The sequence below is a fragment of the Streptomyces sp. NPDC059248 genome, from assembly GCF_042753905.1.
Classification (GTDB): domain Bacteria; phylum Actinomycetota; class Actinomycetes; order Streptomycetales; family Streptomycetaceae; genus Streptomyces.
Window position 1 is genome coordinate 19,979 of the sequence record NZ_JBHYZV010000037.1, and the last position, 16,710, is coordinate 36,688.

At 68.6% G+C, this 16,710-nt stretch carries 15 protein-coding genes, 2 pseudogenes and 1 CRISPR repeat array; of the genes and pseudogenes, 12 read left to right on the plus strand and 5 right to left on the minus strand.

Features of this window, described 5'->3' with window-relative positions; all coding sequences use genetic code 11:
- Positions 1–249 precede the first annotated feature (249 nt).
- Positions 250–585 (minus strand): hypothetical protein, encoded by a 336-nt coding sequence (locus tag ACFXG1_RS17905; RefSeq protein ID WP_384743445.1) that lies wholly within the window; start codon positions 583–585, stop codon positions 250–252.
- Positions 582–959 (minus strand): hypothetical protein, encoded by a 378-nt coding sequence (locus tag ACFXG1_RS17910; protein WP_384743448.1) that lies wholly within the window; start codon positions 957–959, stop codon positions 582–584. The genes ACFXG1_RS17905 and ACFXG1_RS17910 overlap by 4 nt, the downstream gene beginning before the upstream one ends.
- Positions 960–1,400: 441 nt before the next feature.
- Between ACFXG1_RS17910 and ACFXG1_RS17915 the strand changes: the two genes are divergently transcribed.
- Positions 1,401–2,240 carry a hypothetical protein gene (locus tag ACFXG1_RS17915; RefSeq protein WP_384710486.1) on the plus strand — a complete coding sequence of 280 codons (840 nt, stop codon included), beginning with the start codon at positions 1,401–1,403 and terminating at the stop codon, positions 2,238–2,240.
- A gap of 622 nt (positions 2,241–2,862) precedes the next feature.
- Here the strand turns inward: ACFXG1_RS17915 and ACFXG1_RS17920 are convergent.
- Together ACFXG1_RS17920 and ACFXG1_RS17925 are read right to left on the minus strand one after the other, a co-directional pair.
- A pseudogene (locus ACFXG1_RS17920) lies at positions 2,863–3,195 on the minus strand (ankyrin repeat domain-containing protein); the annotation flags it as partial.
- A gap of 215 nt (positions 3,196–3,410) precedes the next feature.
- Positions 3,411–4,286 carry a hypothetical protein gene (locus tag ACFXG1_RS17925; RefSeq protein ID WP_384710483.1) on the minus strand — a complete coding sequence of 292 codons (876 nt, stop codon included), beginning with the start codon at positions 4,284–4,286 and terminating at the stop codon, positions 3,411–3,413.
- Between the two features lie 263 nt (positions 4,287–4,549).
- Between ACFXG1_RS17925 and ACFXG1_RS17930 the strand changes: the two genes are divergently transcribed.
- The gene (locus ACFXG1_RS17930; RefSeq protein WP_384710480.1) at positions 4,550–5,743 is read left to right on the plus strand and encodes a N(5)-(carboxyethyl)ornithine synthase; all 1,194 of its coding nucleotides are present in this window, start codon (positions 4,550–4,552) and stop codon (positions 5,741–5,743) included.
- A gap of 367 nt (positions 5,744–6,110) precedes the next feature.
- Complete coding sequence (locus ACFXG1_RS17935; protein ID WP_384710477.1) at positions 6,111–6,608, plus strand: hypothetical protein; 498 nt, start codon at positions 6,111–6,113, stop codon at positions 6,606–6,608.
- A gap of 8 nt (positions 6,609–6,616) precedes the next feature.
- On the opposite strand, the gene ACFXG1_RS17940 is transcribed toward ACFXG1_RS17935, so the two are convergent.
- Complete coding sequence (locus ACFXG1_RS17940; protein ID WP_384710474.1) at positions 6,617–6,904, minus strand: transposase; 288 nt, start codon at positions 6,902–6,904, stop codon at positions 6,617–6,619.
- Between the two features lie 1,062 nt (positions 6,905–7,966).
- Between ACFXG1_RS17940 and ACFXG1_RS17945 the strand changes: the two genes are divergently transcribed.
- From ACFXG1_RS17945 to ACFXG1_RS17985, 9 genes and pseudogenes are all read left to right on the plus strand, one after another.
- On the plus strand, positions 7,967–8,269 hold the full coding sequence (locus tag ACFXG1_RS17945) for a hypothetical protein (protein ID WP_384710507.1): 303 nt from the start codon (positions 7,967–7,969) through the stop codon (positions 8,267–8,269).
- Positions 8,270–8,988: 719 nt separating this feature from the next.
- The gene (locus ACFXG1_RS17950; protein ID WP_384710471.1) at positions 8,989–9,375 is read left to right on the plus strand and encodes a hypothetical protein; all 387 of its coding nucleotides are present in this window, start codon (positions 8,989–8,991) and stop codon (positions 9,373–9,375) included.
- A 99-nt stretch (positions 9,376–9,474) separates the two neighbouring features.
- A complete protein-coding gene (locus ACFXG1_RS17955; protein ID WP_384710468.1) occupies positions 9,475–9,738 on the plus strand; it encodes a hypothetical protein in 264 nt (87 codons plus the stop codon).
- Positions 9,731–10,630, plus strand: a complete 900-nt coding sequence (locus ACFXG1_RS17960) for an ABC transporter ATP-binding protein (RefSeq protein WP_384710465.1) — start codon at positions 9,731–9,733, stop codon at positions 10,628–10,630. Before ACFXG1_RS17955 ends, ACFXG1_RS17960 begins: the two co-directional genes overlap by 8 nt.
- Entirely contained in the window at positions 10,627–11,496 is an 870-nt protein-coding gene (locus tag ACFXG1_RS17965; protein WP_384710462.1) for a hypothetical protein, read from the plus strand. Before ACFXG1_RS17960 ends, ACFXG1_RS17965 begins: the two co-directional genes overlap by 4 nt.
- Positions 11,497–11,548: 52 nt before the next feature.
- Complete coding sequence (locus ACFXG1_RS17970; protein WP_384710459.1) at positions 11,549–12,280, plus strand: hypothetical protein; 732 nt, start codon at positions 11,549–11,551, stop codon at positions 12,278–12,280.
- Positions 12,281–12,381: 101 nt separating this feature from the next.
- A CRISPR array of direct repeats spans positions 12,382–12,715; the repeat unit is 22 nt; unit sequence CCCGCGCACGCGGGGTTGGTCC.
- A gap of 301 nt (positions 12,716–13,016) precedes the next feature.
- A complete protein-coding gene (locus tag ACFXG1_RS17975; protein ID WP_384743455.1) occupies positions 13,017–14,921 on the plus strand; it encodes a WD40 repeat domain-containing serine/threonine protein kinase in 1,905 nt (634 codons plus the stop codon).
- Between the two features lie 456 nt (positions 14,922–15,377).
- The gene (locus tag ACFXG1_RS17980; RefSeq protein ID WP_384718118.1) at positions 15,378–16,205 is read left to right on the plus strand and encodes a phytanoyl-CoA dioxygenase family protein; all 828 of its coding nucleotides are present in this window, start codon (positions 15,378–15,380) and stop codon (positions 16,203–16,205) included.
- A pseudogene (locus tag ACFXG1_RS17985) lies at positions 16,202–16,672 on the plus strand (DUF6309 family protein); the annotation flags it as partial. The gene ACFXG1_RS17980 and the pseudogene ACFXG1_RS17985, both read left to right, overlap by 4 nt.
- Between the last annotated feature and the right edge of the window lie 38 nt (positions 16,673–16,710).

Genomic DNA, 16,710 nt, shown 5'->3' on the forward strand with positions numbered 1-16,710 from the left:
TCCGCGCCCTGACCCGGGTGGCCGGTTCCGGTGGCGCGGAGCGTGACCAGGCATACAGCCGGTAGTCCTGTAGATCTGGTGCCCGGGGGTGGTGCGCGGTAGTGCGGAGGAAGGTGCGGGAACAGCGGGTTCGACCGAGGGTGGATTACTACGGATTGTGCCTGCAGGAGGCGTACAACGAGGATATTCCGGTGCGATGGCCTGATGAGTGAAGTGTGGAGCAATTGTCAAGACCTGTGGATGACTTGATCACAACGGCGGGTTGACGCCCCGGATGGACTGCCAGCCCGAGTGCGGGGCGCCCGATCTCAGGAGCCGGATTCCCGTGCCCCGCAGGGTCACCAGGGCGGTGTGGACCGGATCGAGTTCCTCGACGAAGCGGCTGCCCCAGGCCTCGATCCGCACCAGTTGCAGATCGACGGCCTGCGCCGGGTCGCCCACGAGGGTGAAGCGGGCGCCGCGGCGAACCGGCCCGAGGATACAGCGCACGGTGGCGGTGGCCTCGACCGCGCTGGCGGACCTGACCTCGTCGATCTGCAGCTCCACGACCTCTGCGGGCCGGCCGGGGCCGGCGGGCCCGATCATGCCGCCGTCTCCCCGTCCCCCGACAGGACCACGTCCTGCGCCGCCTTCGGCACCGGACGCGCGTCCGCCTGCCGCACCAGCGTCGTGTCCACCGGAACCCGGCCACCGCCCCGGCGCACCCGCTCCACCACCGGCGACGACTCCAGCGTGAACGTCCCATCGCTGTTCGCCGGCACCCGGCTCGTCTCACCGGTCAACGCCGACACCTCGACACCGCGCCCCTCGGCCACGGCCTTCCGCGACGCCACCTGCTCAGGACCGGCCTCCGGCAACCCGTCGTCGTGCCAGAACGCCTTCCCGCGCGCCTCATCGGTAGCCGCAGTGCCACCCAGGTCGACCGGCGCCTCCGCGCCACCTGGGGAAGGACCGGTCACGGCCGCAGCCGCCAGGGCCTCCGCGGACAACCCGCCGACAAGCAGCAGCGCCAGACCAGCCGACGCGACCCCGCGAACCGTTCTCCGGCCCTGCGCAATCCTGTTCACCGCACCCCCGAACGTTAAACATCATGTGAAGATCGCGGCGACTTTACCTCCGCCTGCACAGTGGTCCAGACGCCCTACCTCGCCACGACCAGCCAATATTCAAGCCAGGCGCACACTTGGTCCTTCGCCGCGATACTCGGCCCTGTGAACACGAGGTGTGCCGGACGGCCAGCTTCCGCCCTGCTTTTGAGGTGGGCATGAGGCACTTCCGGATGCGAAGATCACGATCAGCCGGACCCGGCCCGCGACGGGACCTCGTCGCCCGGCTGTCCCATCCCCGCCCGCCCATGAATCGCCCGGAGCCGTCACTCCATGCCTGTCACTACAGCCACCGTGCCCCGCAGAGTCGCCCTCGGCCTGGCTCTCCTCGCCCTCGGCGCGACCGCCTGCGGCGGAGGCGACAACAACGGCGGAGCAGACGAGGCAACCCGGCCAGGGCAGGACAAGCCCACCCCGGCAACCAGCGCCACCGCCACAACGGCCATCAGCGTGGACGAAGCATGGAAGAAGACCGGGGGACCGGCACTCCGGGCCTTTGCCGAGGCCCCTTCTTTCACCCTCGACATGGCCCTGGCGCAAAAAGGGCGCGAGGTCCGGTTCATCGCACGAATAGGCCCGGGCCAGGAGTGCCTGGTGGAAACGCGGGACGTCGGCGGCATTGCGATCGTCGTGATGAGAACGAGCGACAACGCCCACTACATGAAAGTGAACGAGGCACAGGTCAGGGCCGCCACCAAGGGGATGAGCCCGGAACGGGTGGAAGCCGATGTCGAGCTGTTCGCGGACCGCTGGATGCAGAGTCCCGCTCAGCCGACCAAAGCGGTGAAGAAATTGACGCGAACATGCGAGTTCCGGAACGAAGTACTGCTCAAGCCCTCGTCCGAGAAGCAGACCGAAGCCACCGCAGTCGAGACCGTCACCGAGAACGGACAACGCCTCCTGCGCTTCGCCATTCAGGACAGCGGCCAGACCGGGGAGCTCTACGTCACCACCGGACCGAACCCGACGGTACACAGACTCAAGATGCGAGACGGCGACCTGTCCATCACCATGAATGTCTCCGACTACGGAAAGCCCGTCCCCGTCTACCACCCCGACCCCGAAGACACCCTCACCAAAGACGAACTCACCACCGCCTACGAACAGATCATCGATCCAACACTGAGCGCCTGAGCCCCTCGGACAGAGGCCAAGCGGCGGACCACCGCCATGAGCACACGGAGAGGACGAGACTGCCAAGAGCCGCATACGCTCCACCCGCGTCCGTCATCGACAGCTCCAGCGCCAAAGGCTGCCGACTGGATCCGGCTCGACACGGGCACCGGGTGCGGCGCGTCCGCAGCGGCACCTGGGAGGCCGACGACGCCGATCCCCACGGCGAGATCAATGTCCGGCTCCGTCTTCCGGACGGATCCATCATGTGGCCGGTGCAACGGGTGATGAAGCGGATTTCCAACGGCCCGGCTGACAGTCTCGTCGCCTACGGACAGGCCCTGCTGCCGGACAGCCTCCCCTTCCACCGGGCCCGGCAAGTAGCGCCGGAATGGGGGATCCGCCGCGTCCGCCCGCGCGCGAGGATGCCCCGGCGTCGCCGGTGCTCGACCGCAGTGACCGAAACGGCGAGACGTCGGCCAGGCGGCTGGTGGACCGGGCGTAGCGGATCTCCGGGCTCGGGTTTCTGAGCCCCGCCATTCCGTGCGTGCGTGGGGATGTGGCGGTGAGGCTCCTGGCATGGACCTGGCCCGGGTCGGTGGCCGGGTCGGAGATCTCTCCGGCTTCCGGGTGTGGTGTCCGGTTACCCGGCGTCGGGGAGTACGGCGATGGTGGCCGCGTACTCGTCCCGGCGTTGCCCGCTGTCCGCGTGTTCGAGTGCGAGCCGGAGGGCCTGCCCCGGCTGGGCGCCGTGGTCGAGCAGGAGTTGTGCCGTCCCGGCCTGGCCGTGCTGGGCGGCCCACTCCAGCGCGGTCTTCCCGCGGCCGACCAGTTCCGTCGACGCACCGTGGTGGAGCAGCAGACGGGCGATCTCCACGTGCCCCGTGCCGGCGGCAACCATGAGCGCGGTGGCCCGGGCCCGCCACACCCGGCCGTCGGGCTCCGCGCCCGCGTCGAGCAGCAGCCGCGTCAGATCCGCCCGGCCGTGCCCGGTCTCGTCCGGGAGCCGGCCGTGCCGAACTCGTCTTCGCTGAAGCCGGGGAACCGTGACGCCCCGACAACTGCGCTAGGCCGAGCAGCCCTCCGCCCGAAGTCACCGGGCGGCGCCGTAGTGGGAGCTGGTCGCCGCTCACGGCCCTGTGCCGCGTTGGCCGCGCAGCCCTCGCCGGTCACTGAACGCCTCGGCAGGTCTCAGGTCCGCGGAGGTGCCAACCACCTGTCTGCACGGTTCTGCTTGTCGGGGTCTCCCGAGCGGTGGGCATGCGCCAGCAGTCGGGCGCGCAGCGGCTGGGGCAGGCCGGCGACGTCCTGCCTCTGGCGTGGGCGAGTCTTCCAGCCCACCAGATGCCGCACGGCGCCGGCGTCGTGCTGTTCCTCGGCCCGCTGGTCGGCCAGGGCGGCGAGCAGGTCGGCGATCGGCACCCTGCCGAGGAGTTCGCCGGGCACGTCCTCGTGGGCGGGGTAGCCGGAGCAGCGTCCGCTGCCGGAGCCGTACCAGTAGAGCAGGGCCAGCACCCGATCCACCGGGTCGGGGAACGTCAGCCGGAGGCGTTCCGTGAGTTCCGTGAGCAATTCGGGGGAGGGCCTGCCGCCGGTGCGGGAGAGGTCGAGAATCCGGTCGGCGGTCCCCTTCAGTCCGACGGGCATCGCGGCCAGCCAGTTGCGCTCGTCTTCGTCATCTTCTTCCGCTCGTAGCCGGTCGGCCTCGAACTGCTGCATGGGGCCGGGTATGCCGTGCCCGTCCAGCCACTTCAAGAGCAGACGTCCGTCGTTGAGGACTGCGTCGCCCTCCCACTGCCCCCACCTCAGTGTCGCCCCGTGGTGCAGGACAACGACGGTGAGCCGCTCGCCGTCCCGGTCGAACACCTCGAAGCGGACGTCCCCGGGGCACATGCAGTGGAACCCGGGCAGCGATACCACGGCCATCGCCGTCCTGAGCCGGGCAGACTCGGCCGGGTCGGAGAGGTCCACCCGGATCTCTCCGACCACCCCGAACCCGCTCACAGAGCTCACCAGGACCATGTGTGCCTGCTGCAGCACGCTGTCCAGCGCTGTCGTCCCGTCCACGGACCGATCCCCTCCCCGCCCTGACTGCAGGTACACAGCCCGCCCGATTCCACCGCAGCGCCGACCGCCTCGCAACCCGCGTCCCGCGCTCGTTACCGGGAATGGCTTCAAGCTCGGATGAGCGGTCGGCGTTCCGCGGCCGGTATGGGGAGTACGGTGGCGGTACCGAGCGCACCTCGCACGCCGTCATCCGCTTCGGCGTCGCCCTCGGGGAACGGCAATGCCGGAGCGCATCGCGTCCGGCCGGAGATGAGCCGCCCCACATGAGCCTGATGAGTCTCGGAGTGATCGCCTCCTCTCGCAAGGAGAACGAGTTCCGATTGCCGCTGCACCCTCACCATCTCGGCCGGATCGCCCCGGACGTACGCGAGAGAATCTTCCTCGAACAGGGCTACGGCCAACGCTTCGGCGTCGCGGACGATGCGCTGCGACCACTCGTGGGCGGCCTGCGCTCCCGCGAGCAACTCCTCGCCGAGTGCGACATCCTGGTGCTGCCGAAACCGATGCACGACGACATCGCCGAGCTGCGCGAGGGCCAGGTGCTGTGGGGATGGCCGCACTGCGTGCAGGACGAGAAGATGACCCAGATCGGCATCGACCGACGGCTGACCCTGATCGCCTGGGAGGCCATGAACCACTGGACCTCCACAGGTGCCTTTAGCGTCCATGTGTTCCACAAGAACAACGAGCTCGCCGGCTACTGCTCGGTGCTGCAAGCCCTCCAGCTCGGTGGACTGACCGGCAGCTACGGCCGCCGGCTGCGCGCGGTGGTCATCAGCTTCGGCGCCACGGCGCGCGGAGCGGTCACAGGCCTGGGCGCCATGGGGGTCTCCGATGTCACGGTGCTCACCCAGCGCGCTGCCGCGGCGGTGGCCTCGCCGATGCCCTCGGTCGTGATGGGCCACTTCGCGGAGCAGGAGGACGACCCCACCCGCCTCCAGGCCTTCGCCGCGGGCGGTTCCATGCCGTTGGTGGAATACCTCGCCGGATTCGACATCATCGTCAACTGCGTACTCCAGGACACCGATGCGCCGCTGATGTTCGCCACCAATGAGGATCTCGCGCTCTTCCGGCCGGGAACCTTCTTCATCGACGTCGCCTGCGACGAGGGCATGGGCTTCGAATGGGCCCGCCCGACCACCTTCGGCGAGCCCATGTTCCCGGTCGGACAGGGCTGCCACTACTACGCGGTGGATCACAGCCCGTCTCATCTGTGGAACTCCGCCACCTGGGAGAACAGTGAGGCGCTCCTTCCCCATCTGCGCACGGTCATGAGCGGCCCCGAGGCATGGGACAGCGACGTCACGATCCGCAAGGCCATCGAGATCCGCGACGGCGTCGTCCAGAATCCCAAGATCCTCTCCTTCCAGCACCGGTCGGCTGCCTACCCCCACACTTCCCAGGCCCCGGCGAAACCGCTCGGCCGGGCGACCGAAGCGGCGATCCCGCTGTCGTAGCCGTCATTCCGACCGTGTCGCCTCCGTGGAGGCGCGGAGGAGCGGGATCGGCCACTGTTCGACGCGGTCCGCGGTCCGCGGTCCGCGGCCCGGAGTGACCCGGCACCTCCGCCCCGCACGCAGCGCGACGGCCCGCCGGGCGAGTTCCGGTGGGTCCGCGCGCTGTGTGCGGATCAGTCCGGCACACCGGCATGTCCGACGTGTGAGCCGGGCGCCCCTGGCGTGCCGACTCGCACGTCGGGCCTGGTGGCTTTGTTGGTGAGTTACGGTTCTGGCCGACTTCTGTGGAGCTCTGGCGCTCTGTAACCTGCTTGGACTGGATGGGCCTTCGTGACTCGTTGAGAGATCTGTTGGGGATCATGCCCACATGGACTTCGACCTCGCCCCGCCGACCGGCGTTGGCCCGTTGCGGATCGGTATGAATCGGCACGCGGCCAATACGGCGCTGGACTCGCTCCGCGATCTCTCTGCGATCTCGGAGTCTGATCGGCCGGGGCAGCACGTCTTCCGTCCCAGCGGGCTGATGATCAGCATCCACTGCATGCGAGACAGTCTTGAAGCCATCGAGCTGGGAAGGCCGTCGTCCCAGATGGACCGAGTGTTGTTTCAAGGTGTGGACGTGTTCGCGCTTCCAGCCCGCGAGGTGGTCCGGTGCATGGGTGAGTTCACCTCAATCGAGGAAGATCCTGACGACGATGCTTCATTCATCGCCCCGGACTTGCTGCTGAGCTTCTGGCGTCCGTTCGCAGCCGATGATGAGCCCGAGGAAGAACAGGGCTACCACTTCAGCTCGGTCCTGCTGGCACGGCCTGGCTACTACGACACCCCTGCTCAGGCTGCGGAGCGACTCCAGCAGAGCTCGTGACCGGCGCGTCAAGATGCCGGCAGGACTCGTTTCCGCAGCAGGTCAAAGCCGGCTCGGCCGTACATCTGGTGCTTGATCATTTTGAACCGGTTGACGTGACCTTCGACGACGCCGGAGCTCCACGCCAGTGTGAGGCCGGCGGTGACGGCGGCGAGATCGCGTTCGAGGCCGTTGACGAGGGCGTGGAGGCTGGGCAGGTCGTCGGCGCGGACCGACTTGGTCCATTGCGGGAGCTGGTCGCCTTGGAGCTGGGGTGAGCATCTTCCCGAACGCGCGGACGTGTCCGGTGAGGGCATCCAGTTCGGGGCAGCCCGCGAGGACGGATTTGAGCTTCAGGCGCTCGCTCTCCGGCAAGGGAGACGTCTTCGCACGTGAAGCGCCGGACACGAAGCCGCAGCACCACCCGCCATCCAGCTACGGGGAGGTCAGCGGGAAACCGCAGGTAAAGACCGATGTACCCGCCCCGACCAGCTTCCGCACTCCGGGCACCGAGCCCTGGCCGTCCTGCATCTGACACCGACTCGGATCACTTCGTCATCGTCCTGCACCGACTCCACCCTGATCCCCGGATCCGCCAGGAAGAGCAGCTCTTCCAGCCGGAGCAGTACCTCGCGCACAGTCCAGAATCATCAGCCCGAACACGATCGGCACCGGCAGTTTCCGGACGATCTCGCGAGACCTATCAGCGAGACCAATGGTCACAGGGAGTTGCCAAACCATAGAAGTTGGGCCAGAACCGTTATGGGGTGGAATGCGCCTGCTGCGGGAAGACGGCGACATCGTCTTCGTCGTTGCCGGGGGAGGAGCCTGACTGCTCGGTATCGGCATGCTCGCCGACTACATCGACGGCGACCCCGGCAGTCCCCTCTACGTTGCCTTGCCGTCTACGTGATCTTCTGTTCCGTGCTTCCGAGGGATGACGAGTCGCGGAGGTCATAGCCTGCGCGGGGACGGCTCCGTCCCCGCCGCACGAGGCCCGGCCGGGGCACGGGTCGGAAGGTGGGGGCAAGACGTGGATGGCGATTCCCGTGGACGGGTCGAGGAAGTCGACGGTGCAGCAGAGGGCTGGGACAGCGGCGGAACACGGTCGTGTGCGTCTGACGGCCCGCGCCGCCCGCGATCCCCAGTGCTTCACGGCCGCCTCCACCAACAGGCCGCCGCGACCGGAACCTCACCACGGCGAACCGAGCCGCCGACGCCGCGCAGGCGCCGCCCAAGAGGCCGCCCGTACGCTGCACCCGTATCGGCTCCGCGGACGCGGGGATGTTCCTACATCTGGCGAGCCCGGGCTGGGCAGTCGGCGGAGGCGCGGTTGTGGCGGCAGTCGGCAAGGTCATCATGGACGGGTGATCACATGGATGCGCTGCTACTGGGACGAGGAAGACGTCTGGTACTACTTCGAGGTCGATGCCGACGGCTGGGTGGTCCGGCAGGTCGAGTTCGCAGGGCCCGGGCTGACCCCGATTGCGGCTGCTTCCCTCGCCGAATGGCAGCAGGCCTACGACGCGGGCCGTGTCGACAAGTACGACAGCAGGTTCGGGATCACGGCCGAGGCGCCCGTCTCGGAGTGGGAAGGCCACGACCCCGAGGAACTCACCTCCGAGGAGTTCGAGAAGGTCTGGGATTCGGCCCGTCGGCAGATCACCTCCCAGGTCTGCTGACCCCTCTGCCCCACACAGGCTTCTCACCACGTCAGCCCGACTCGCCACCGCCCTGCCCCCACCGACGTCTGACCGGAGCCGTGGAAGCGGCGTCGCGGGATACCGGATGCTGGGTTCGGCGACCGCGGGCTTGGCAGTCCTCCTGGGGCGCCCGCAGGCAACCAGAGCAGTACGAGATGCCGGACGCCGACCGTGGAACCTCGGCTTCCTCTGATACGAGCCGCCGGCCACCCGGTCCTGATGCGGTACCTGCGCCGTGTATTCGCCAGTCGGTGTTGAGTTTTCGACAGTCAAGAGGAACGGGGGCATTCCTGTTCCGTTTCGGGGCATCCAGTGATGAGCCTCTTCGCTTTGCCCTTTCGGGCCGGTGAAGGCCATCTCCCGGTGATACAGTTGGCGCGTTCCCGTGCATGGCGGCCGATTCCATCCGGTTGCACGTGTGCCGCGTATATCGACGGCTTGTTCTGACTGTTCGCCAGCTACGGCATATGCAAAACATTCGAATGCGTGTCGCCCGTGACGTTGTTCACCGAACGCGCTCGTTGATCAGGCCCTGAAATCCGGGATAACTTCCACAGGCACGCCCCGGTCGGACCAATCGAGTCCAGCACACGGGGAGCCAAACGGGGAAGAAGACCGCGGGAGCACGGGCCTTGCGTGGAAGCATCGCCTGCGCTCCTGCATGGCCCTCTTCCCCGGCTATGCATCAAGGAGTGCACGTGAAGCGCACTACCATGCGCGCGGTCGGAGTTTCGGTCGCCGCCGCCATCGCCTTAGGCATCGCCGGACCTGTGGCCAACGCCTCCACCGCCACGCCTGTCCCGTCCGCTGTGTCCGTCGTATCCGTTCCGGTCGACACGCACCCCGCCTCGGCGCCGGCGCCCGCCGCCTCGGACGTGACGCCGGAGTCGATCAAGGCGATCTGGAACGCCATCAAGAAGGCGGGCCTGGCCAAAAAGGCATGGGAAGCGGCGAAGAAGGGCCGCGCCGCTTTCATGAAGTGGGTCGACAACCTGTCCAGCTTCAATCCGGTCAAGTGGATGATCAAGGCTCTGCCCACAGCGGCGATCGATGCTCTAATCCGTTACATCCTCAGTCAGTACTGACACTGAAGAACCACTGCGGTTGAATTGAGCCCTGCCCGCCGGATGGCCACTCCCCTATCCGGCGGGCGGGGCCCCTTGCCTGACACGGAAGGTGATCCCGTGGTCTTGAAGTCGGAGACCGTCTTACGTAATCTCTGGGCAGCACCGGCGATGTTCATCATGGCGTCATTTATCTCCTTCGCCCTGGGGCGGGAGGATGGTGATCTGCGCTTCGGATGGATGTTCTACTTTGCCGGATGGATTCCGCCCCTGGTCGCGCTCGTGTGGTGCGGAGCCCGTCGGGAGAATCCCGGTGTCGGCGGGGTCTTCGCGCTGGTCGTCCTGCTCTTCTTCGGCCTTCTGTACTGGCTGACTTATGGCTGACGTGGTGCGCGCGGAGGGCCTGGTGTGGCAGCGGCGGGGCAGGCGGATCGTGGACGATGTCCGGCTGATCGTGCCCGCCGGGGCGGTGACGGGTTTTCTCGGGGCCAACGGGGCGGGCAAGACGACGACCCTGCGGCTGATGCTCGGACTGATCGCCGGAGGCGGAACGACGACGTACTTCGGCCACCCCCTGGACCACTGGCGGGATCCGGCCCGGGTCGTCGGTGCCGTTATGGGCGGGGTCGCCGGGCACTCCCGGCACACCCTCACCTCCCATCTGCGGATGGTCGCCGCCGGAGCCGGCGTACCGGACAGCCGGGTCGCCGAGGTCATCGACGCCGTAGGCCTGGCCGACACCGCCGACAAGCAACTCGACACCCTCTCCCTCGGAATGGCGCAGCGTGCCGGTATCGCCCAGGCCCTGCTCGGCGACCCGCCCGTGCTGGTTCTCGACGAACCGGCCAACGGGCTCGACCCCCATTCCATCCGCTGGCTGCGCGACATCCTGCGGCGGATGGCGTCGGAGCAGGGGAAGGCGATCCTCGTCTCCAGCCATCTGCTCGCGGAGATGCAGCACCTCGCCGACCGGGTCGTCGTCCTCGCCCGGGGCAGGGTAGTGGCACAGACCACCATCGACGACCTGGCCCAGTACGGCGGCGAAGTGACACTTCAAAGCCCCCGGGCGGGTGAGCTGGCGGAGTCCGTACGACGGCTGAACGGCACCTTCACACCCTTTGACGACGGCCGGGTGAGCATCCGGGGCATCTCCCGCTTCCTGATCGGCGACCTCGCGGCAGAGCGGGGTATCCCCGTCCACTGGCTCGACGAACGGCCGCCCTCGTTGGAGGACTTCTACCTCTCGGTGGCCGAGGAGGAGTTCCGGATCACATGACGTCCACGGCCCTCACCCCGGCCACCGGCACACCGGTCACCCGGGCCACCGCATTACGCCGGGCAGTCCACTACCACTGGCGCCATCTGGCCGCCCTGCGCTCCACCTGGATCCTCCTGGGCTCCGTTGCCGCCCTCAGCCTGCTGGCGGGCGCGGGCACGCCCCTCGGGGTCGGGGACGGCGAAGCCCCCACCGGCTGGGGCACGGTGACAGCGGTCCAACTGGACGCGGTCTCCCTCCAGCTTCCGCCGGCCGCGCTGCTTGTGCTGACGCTGGCCACGGGCCCGGTCGCGACCGAGTTCGGCCGGGGCGCGGCGCGGACCACCTGGCTGACCCTGGCCGACCGGCGCACCGCCTACCACGCCAGACTCCTGCTCGGCGCGGGAATCGGCGCGGTCACCGCGCTCGGCGGCGCGATGGTGACCATGCTGGCGAGCACCGTCTCCCTGGCCCTCGGCGGATACGACCAGCCCCATTGGGGCCGGGCCGTACCGGGCCTCCTCGGCTACACCCTCTTCATGATCTGCTGGCCGGTGATCGCCACCGCCACCGCCGTCCTGGTCCGCAACCGCGTCGGCACAGTCCTGCTGCTGGTGCTCTGGCCGCTGATCGGCGAACGGCTCGCCGGGGCCCTGCTCGGTCTCGTCCCCGGCCTCGATGCCGTCACCGGCCGGCTGCCCTTCGCGGCGGGCCGCGCCGCCCTGGCCGCGGGCTCGCACCTCCAGCCGGAGGACGGCCGGACCCTGACCGACGCCCTCGTCGGCAGCGACCTTTCCCCCGCCGCCGGAGCCGCCGTCTTCCTCGCCTTCGCCGCCGTCATGGCCTACGCGGGCCTCAGGGCCTACCGAACCCATGACGCGACCTGAACATCTGTTCCGACTATGTGGTGATCGCAGAATGAATGCATCGTCCGTCCGCGTGGACGACCTGGCCTTCGGGATATTCGACAACGGGGAGATCCCGATCGAGACGGCGAACTGGAGCACACCCCTGATCGCAGTCATGTCCGCCGGCGCGATCATCCGCACCGCCATCCACACCGGCTACGTCTGCGTCGGGGTCGACCGCCGTCCGGGACGACCCGACAAAGACGGCACCTCCTGGGAAGGCATCGTCGAAGGCAACATCCACAGCCGCTGCGGCAACCTGCGCGTCGACTCCTTCCAAGAAGGACATCCCGCCGGCCTGCCCCTCCTCAGCACCGCGGGCCCCGGCTGGTATCGGATCCGCGTCTACGCCCGCGGCCGCGCGACCGCCCCCGGCGCCGTCCGCAACGAACCCACCGAGCACTACCTTCTCCGTATCTGGCCCGCACCTCCCTCACCCTCCACAATCCTTCGCAAAAGCACCTCTATTGGCAGATGGCATGACAAACTGACGGCGGCCGCCCCGGAGTCCGTAGGGCCGGCGATGGTCCCGGATCCGTCCCGGGACCGGCAGAACCCTCCCGCTGACGCGGCTCGTACACGTCCGAGAACCTCTTGGTTTGTCGTTTATCCAGTTCTCTGCGGTTTCGTCCCCACCTTATGGTGGGCGGGACGGCTGTACGCCTCGCCGGTGGCGAGCACTCTTCCCACGTCGTGCCGGGTGGCGGGACGGTTTCGGTGCGCTGGCCGGAGAACCGGTCTTCGCGGGATCGTGGCGTGGTGAACGATCGGGTTTGTGACTTGGGACTCTTCGGGGGTTTTGCCGGAGTCGGTGGAAGTGATGCGAAACGGTGCCGGTGCCGGGAGAAGTAGCAGGTCGCGAAGTGTGGTGCCCGCGCACGCGGGGTTGGTCCGCGATCGACCGCGCCGCGGCGTGGCTGGTCGATGTGGTCCCCGCGCACGCGGGGTTGGTCCCGTCGTCGACATAGGTTCGAGACAGCTCCTTCTGTGGTCCCCGCGCACGCGGGGTTGGTCCCCAGGGCAGGGCGGACCGGCGCGCATCGACCGTGTGGTCCCCGCGCACGCGGGGTTGGTCCAGTCGGAATCCTGGTGCTGGTCACCCTGGCGGTGTGGTTCCCGCGCACGCGGGGTTGGTCCCACGGTGTCGATCTCGTCCAGCAGCACGACCGGGTGGTCCCCGCGCATGCGGGGTGGTGGTCTTTTGCCGGAGCTGTGGATTGGCAGGGGGGCACCAGGTCGGGCGGGTTCACAGTCAGGACGCCAGGTACATGTTGGCGGTCACCGGGGCGTAGGCGTACGTCCTCGGTGGCGGGGCCGGGTGGGGTGTAGGTGAGGGCGGCTTGGTTTCGGCGGGGAGGGGTTCGGGATGCCTTCGTACCGGCAGGGATCTCGGTCGGGAAACGGGTGGCCGTCGGGGCGGTTCTGGAGGTTCTCGTCCTGGAGTTCCGGATACGGGATCAGCCGGGTTTCCCCGGGTGCCGTTGCCTAGAATGACCTCCATGGTGAAGGCCGAGGGACGCCTGGTGGGTGGGCGCTACCGATTAGTCGAGCCGGTGGGGCAAGGCGGCATGGGGCGGGTGTGGCGGGGGCACGATCAGACTCTCCACCGCCGGGTCGCGGTCAAAGAGGTGGTGTTGCCCGCCGGGATACCGCCCGAGGAGCGGGAGCAGTTGCTTCGGCGGACCATGCGCGAGGCGCGGCTGGCCGGCAAGCTGAGCCACCCCGGGATCATCACCGTCCACGACGTGGTCAAGGACGGTGATACGCCGTGGATCGTCATGGAGTTCATCCCCGGGCAATCCCTGGGGAACCTGATCACGGAGAACGGCCGTCTCCCCTGGGAGCGTGTCGCCGCGATCGGGCTGGAAATCGCCGAAGCGCTCGCGCACGCCCATGCCGTCGGCATCGTCCATCGAGACCTCAAGCCCGACAACATCCTCATCCACGGGTCCCGTACCGTTCTCACCGACTTCGGCATCGCCCGAGCCCTCGACGACTCCGCGGGCACCCGGCTCACCCGTACCGGAACCGTCATCGGAACGCCCCAGTACATGCCGCCCGAGCAGCTCCGAGGCGCGGATGTCACCACCGCCGGCGACCTCTGGTCACTCGGGGCCACCCTCTACACCGCCGTGGAAGGCAGGGCCCCCTTCGACGCCGCCACCCTCGCGTCCCTCTTCCACGCCATCCTCTACCAGCCCGTTCCCGCGCCTCGTTACGCCGGCCACCTCACCTCCGTCCTCGACGGTCTCCTCGCGAAGAATCCCGATCAGCGACCTACTGCCAGGACACTGGTCTCCCTGCTGAACACCCTCCACCACGTCCGTACCCGACCGCGGTACCAGCCCGCCGTTCGTCCCGGTGGGATGCCCCGACGACCGGAATGGCCCAGATCCGACGCAGGCACGACCGGACGGAACGGGTCGGGTCGCCGGACCCTCGTCCTGGCCTTGATCGCGACGGCCGTCATGGGAATCGCCGCAGCCATGCGGGCGGCGTTCGAGCCCGACGAGGACGGGCCCTCCCATCGTGCCGACACCGCGGGTCTCGCGGACTACACCGCCGAGGTGTACTCGGTGGTGTTCAGCCCCGACGGGAAGACCCTGGCCAGCGGCAGCCGGGACTACACCCTCGACCTGTGGAACGCGGCGGACGCATCCCTCGTCGCCACGATCCTCGCGCGTTCCGTCGTGCACGCTGTGGCGTTCAGTCCCGATGGAAAGAACATCGCCACGGGGGACTGGGACAACAGGGTCCGACTGTGGCGCGTGGCCGACCGCAGGCTGGTCACGACGATCACCCGTCATACCAACTCCGTTTACGCGGTCGCTTTCAGCCCGGACGGCGGGACGCTCGCCAGTGCGGGTCTGGACCGAACGGTGCGCCTGTGGAGCGTGCCGGGCGGAGCTCCCGTCGCGACCTTCGGCGGCCACACCGACAACGTCGGTTCGGTCGCCTTCAGCCCTGACGGGAAGACCCTCGCCAGTGGCGGCTGGGACGGTACGGTCCGCCTCTGGGATGTGGCCGGCGAAAGCCCCCTCGCCACGCTCACCGGTCATACCGACCGTGTGTTGTCGGTGGCCTTCAGCCCTGACGGACAATCGATCGCCAGTGGCGGACAGGACGGCAGAGTCCGACTGTGGGATATGGCCTCCCGGACCACTACCACCACCTTCGGCGGCCACACCGGAAGCGTGACGGGAGTCGCGTACACCCCGGATGGAAAAAAGATCGCCGGCGCGGGCGTGGACGGGACCGTTCGTATCTGGGACATCGCCGGCCGGAGCGAGACCATCGTCCTCCCCGGCAACGCCGGGGCTCTGCACTCCGTCGCCATCAGCCCGGACGGGAAAACCGTGGCCAGTGCCGGAACAGAGGGCGTAGACCTGGAGAGTCTTCGGTAGGCGGCCGCCCGGTTCGGGATGACCGTGATGACGCTCCGGCGCGGCAGGTTCCCGCACGTACCCGAGCGGCGGTGGACTTGGCGGACGTACTGACGTACTGACGTGGTGACGTGGTGGGGGCGCCGGGCTGGCGGGTGTTGGGTTCGTGGGCGCTTCCGTGGCCGTGTCGCTCATCGCGAAGGGGGCCCGTGGTCGCTGCCTGGGGCCCGGGGGAAGGGCCGTTGTCCGGCGGAGGTCCGTCCTCGGGGCGCGAATCGGGCGATTCGGTGGGGTGGTGGTGCCTCATCCGTCCCGGAGATCGCCCTTCGCCTCCATGAGGGCTTGCTGTCGCACCTCCAGGGCCGGAGCTTTGGCCATTCCTTTCCGTGATCGCATGGTCGCACAGCGTCCGGGATATGGATGGCGCAGCCCGGTCTTCTTCGGGCCGCCCTCGGTGGACAACGGAGGTTCAGTCGCGTGATCGCCTCTTCGGACGTCGCAGCACAGATCGGGGAGTTCGGTGTGAAGGGATTCCTGGTGCTTCCGGGGCTGCTGCCGGCCCCTTTCGTCGAGCGTCTGACGCGGGAGGTCGATCATTGGGTGGACTCCGGGCTGCGGCAACGGTCCATCGACGCCTGCTTACGCCCGGAGCGTTGTCCCGAGCCGGAGATGGTCGAGCTGGAGCTGGCGGCCCACGGGGAGCTGGCGGTGTTCCCGCCGCTGTTGGAGCTGCTGGCGGACGAGCACCTGCTCGGGCCGTCCTTCGTATTTCATCATCTGCACAGTGACCGCCGTCCCGCCGGCGCGCCCGGCAAGGCCTGGCATCACGACTTCGAGCAGCGGCCCCAGCGCCACCGGCGGCTTCCGATGGTGCATACGCTGCACTATCTCCATGGGCTGCGGCCGGATATGGGCGCTCTCGCGGTGCTGCCCGGGTCGCATCACGAGGTCGCGGAGAAGGATGCCCGTGGTCATCTGGGGACGGGTGTCCTGCCGGGGGAGGTGCTGATCGACGAGCTGCCTCCGGGGTCCACGGTGGTCCTCCACTCGGCACTGTTCCACGCCCGGCGCGCCGGTGACACGGCCCGCGCCGGGGACGCGGCCGGGTCCGATGGGGAGAGTCGGTACATGATCGACGCGTCGTACTGCCGTACGGGTGAGCCGTGGCCGCCCGTGAAACCGTACTGGCGCCGGATACTCGCGGTCGGCCGGGAGCGCGGACCGAGACCGGGGCCGGGGGCGGAGCTGTTCGAGGAACGCCATTTCAGCGCGTACGAGCCGGTCGGCGCCGGGCGGCGGGCATGAGAGTCCTGGAGGCCGTCCCCTTCGACGGCGCCCTGGCCCACTTCGCGCGGTACCACCCGTACCGCCCCGACGACCCCGCCAACTCCAACGACGAGGCGGAGACCCATATCCGTGGTGCGGAGGCCCTCGCGGCGGGCCGCTGGCACCGGGTGCTGCTGACGGGCCCGGAGGTCCGGGCGGTGGTGCTGCCCTGGCATCTGGGCGAGGACGGGGAGTTCGAGCTGATCCCGAGGACGGGGCTCACCGTAGCGGCGGCCGCCGCCCGGCTGGCGGAGTTGGGCGAGGCGTACTCCGTGTCCAATCCGCTGTGCGCCCGCAAGGTGGACCGTCAGCTCCGCTCCGGGGCCACGCCGCTATTTCTGAGCACCAGGGCGGTGGGAGGGCCGGACTACGCGGAACTGACGGTACGGGACGGGCTGATCCACTTGGACGGGCTGCACCGGATGCTCGCCTGGGAGGTGGCCGGACGGCTGTCGCCCGGCCACCGGGTGGAGGCGTATGTGGC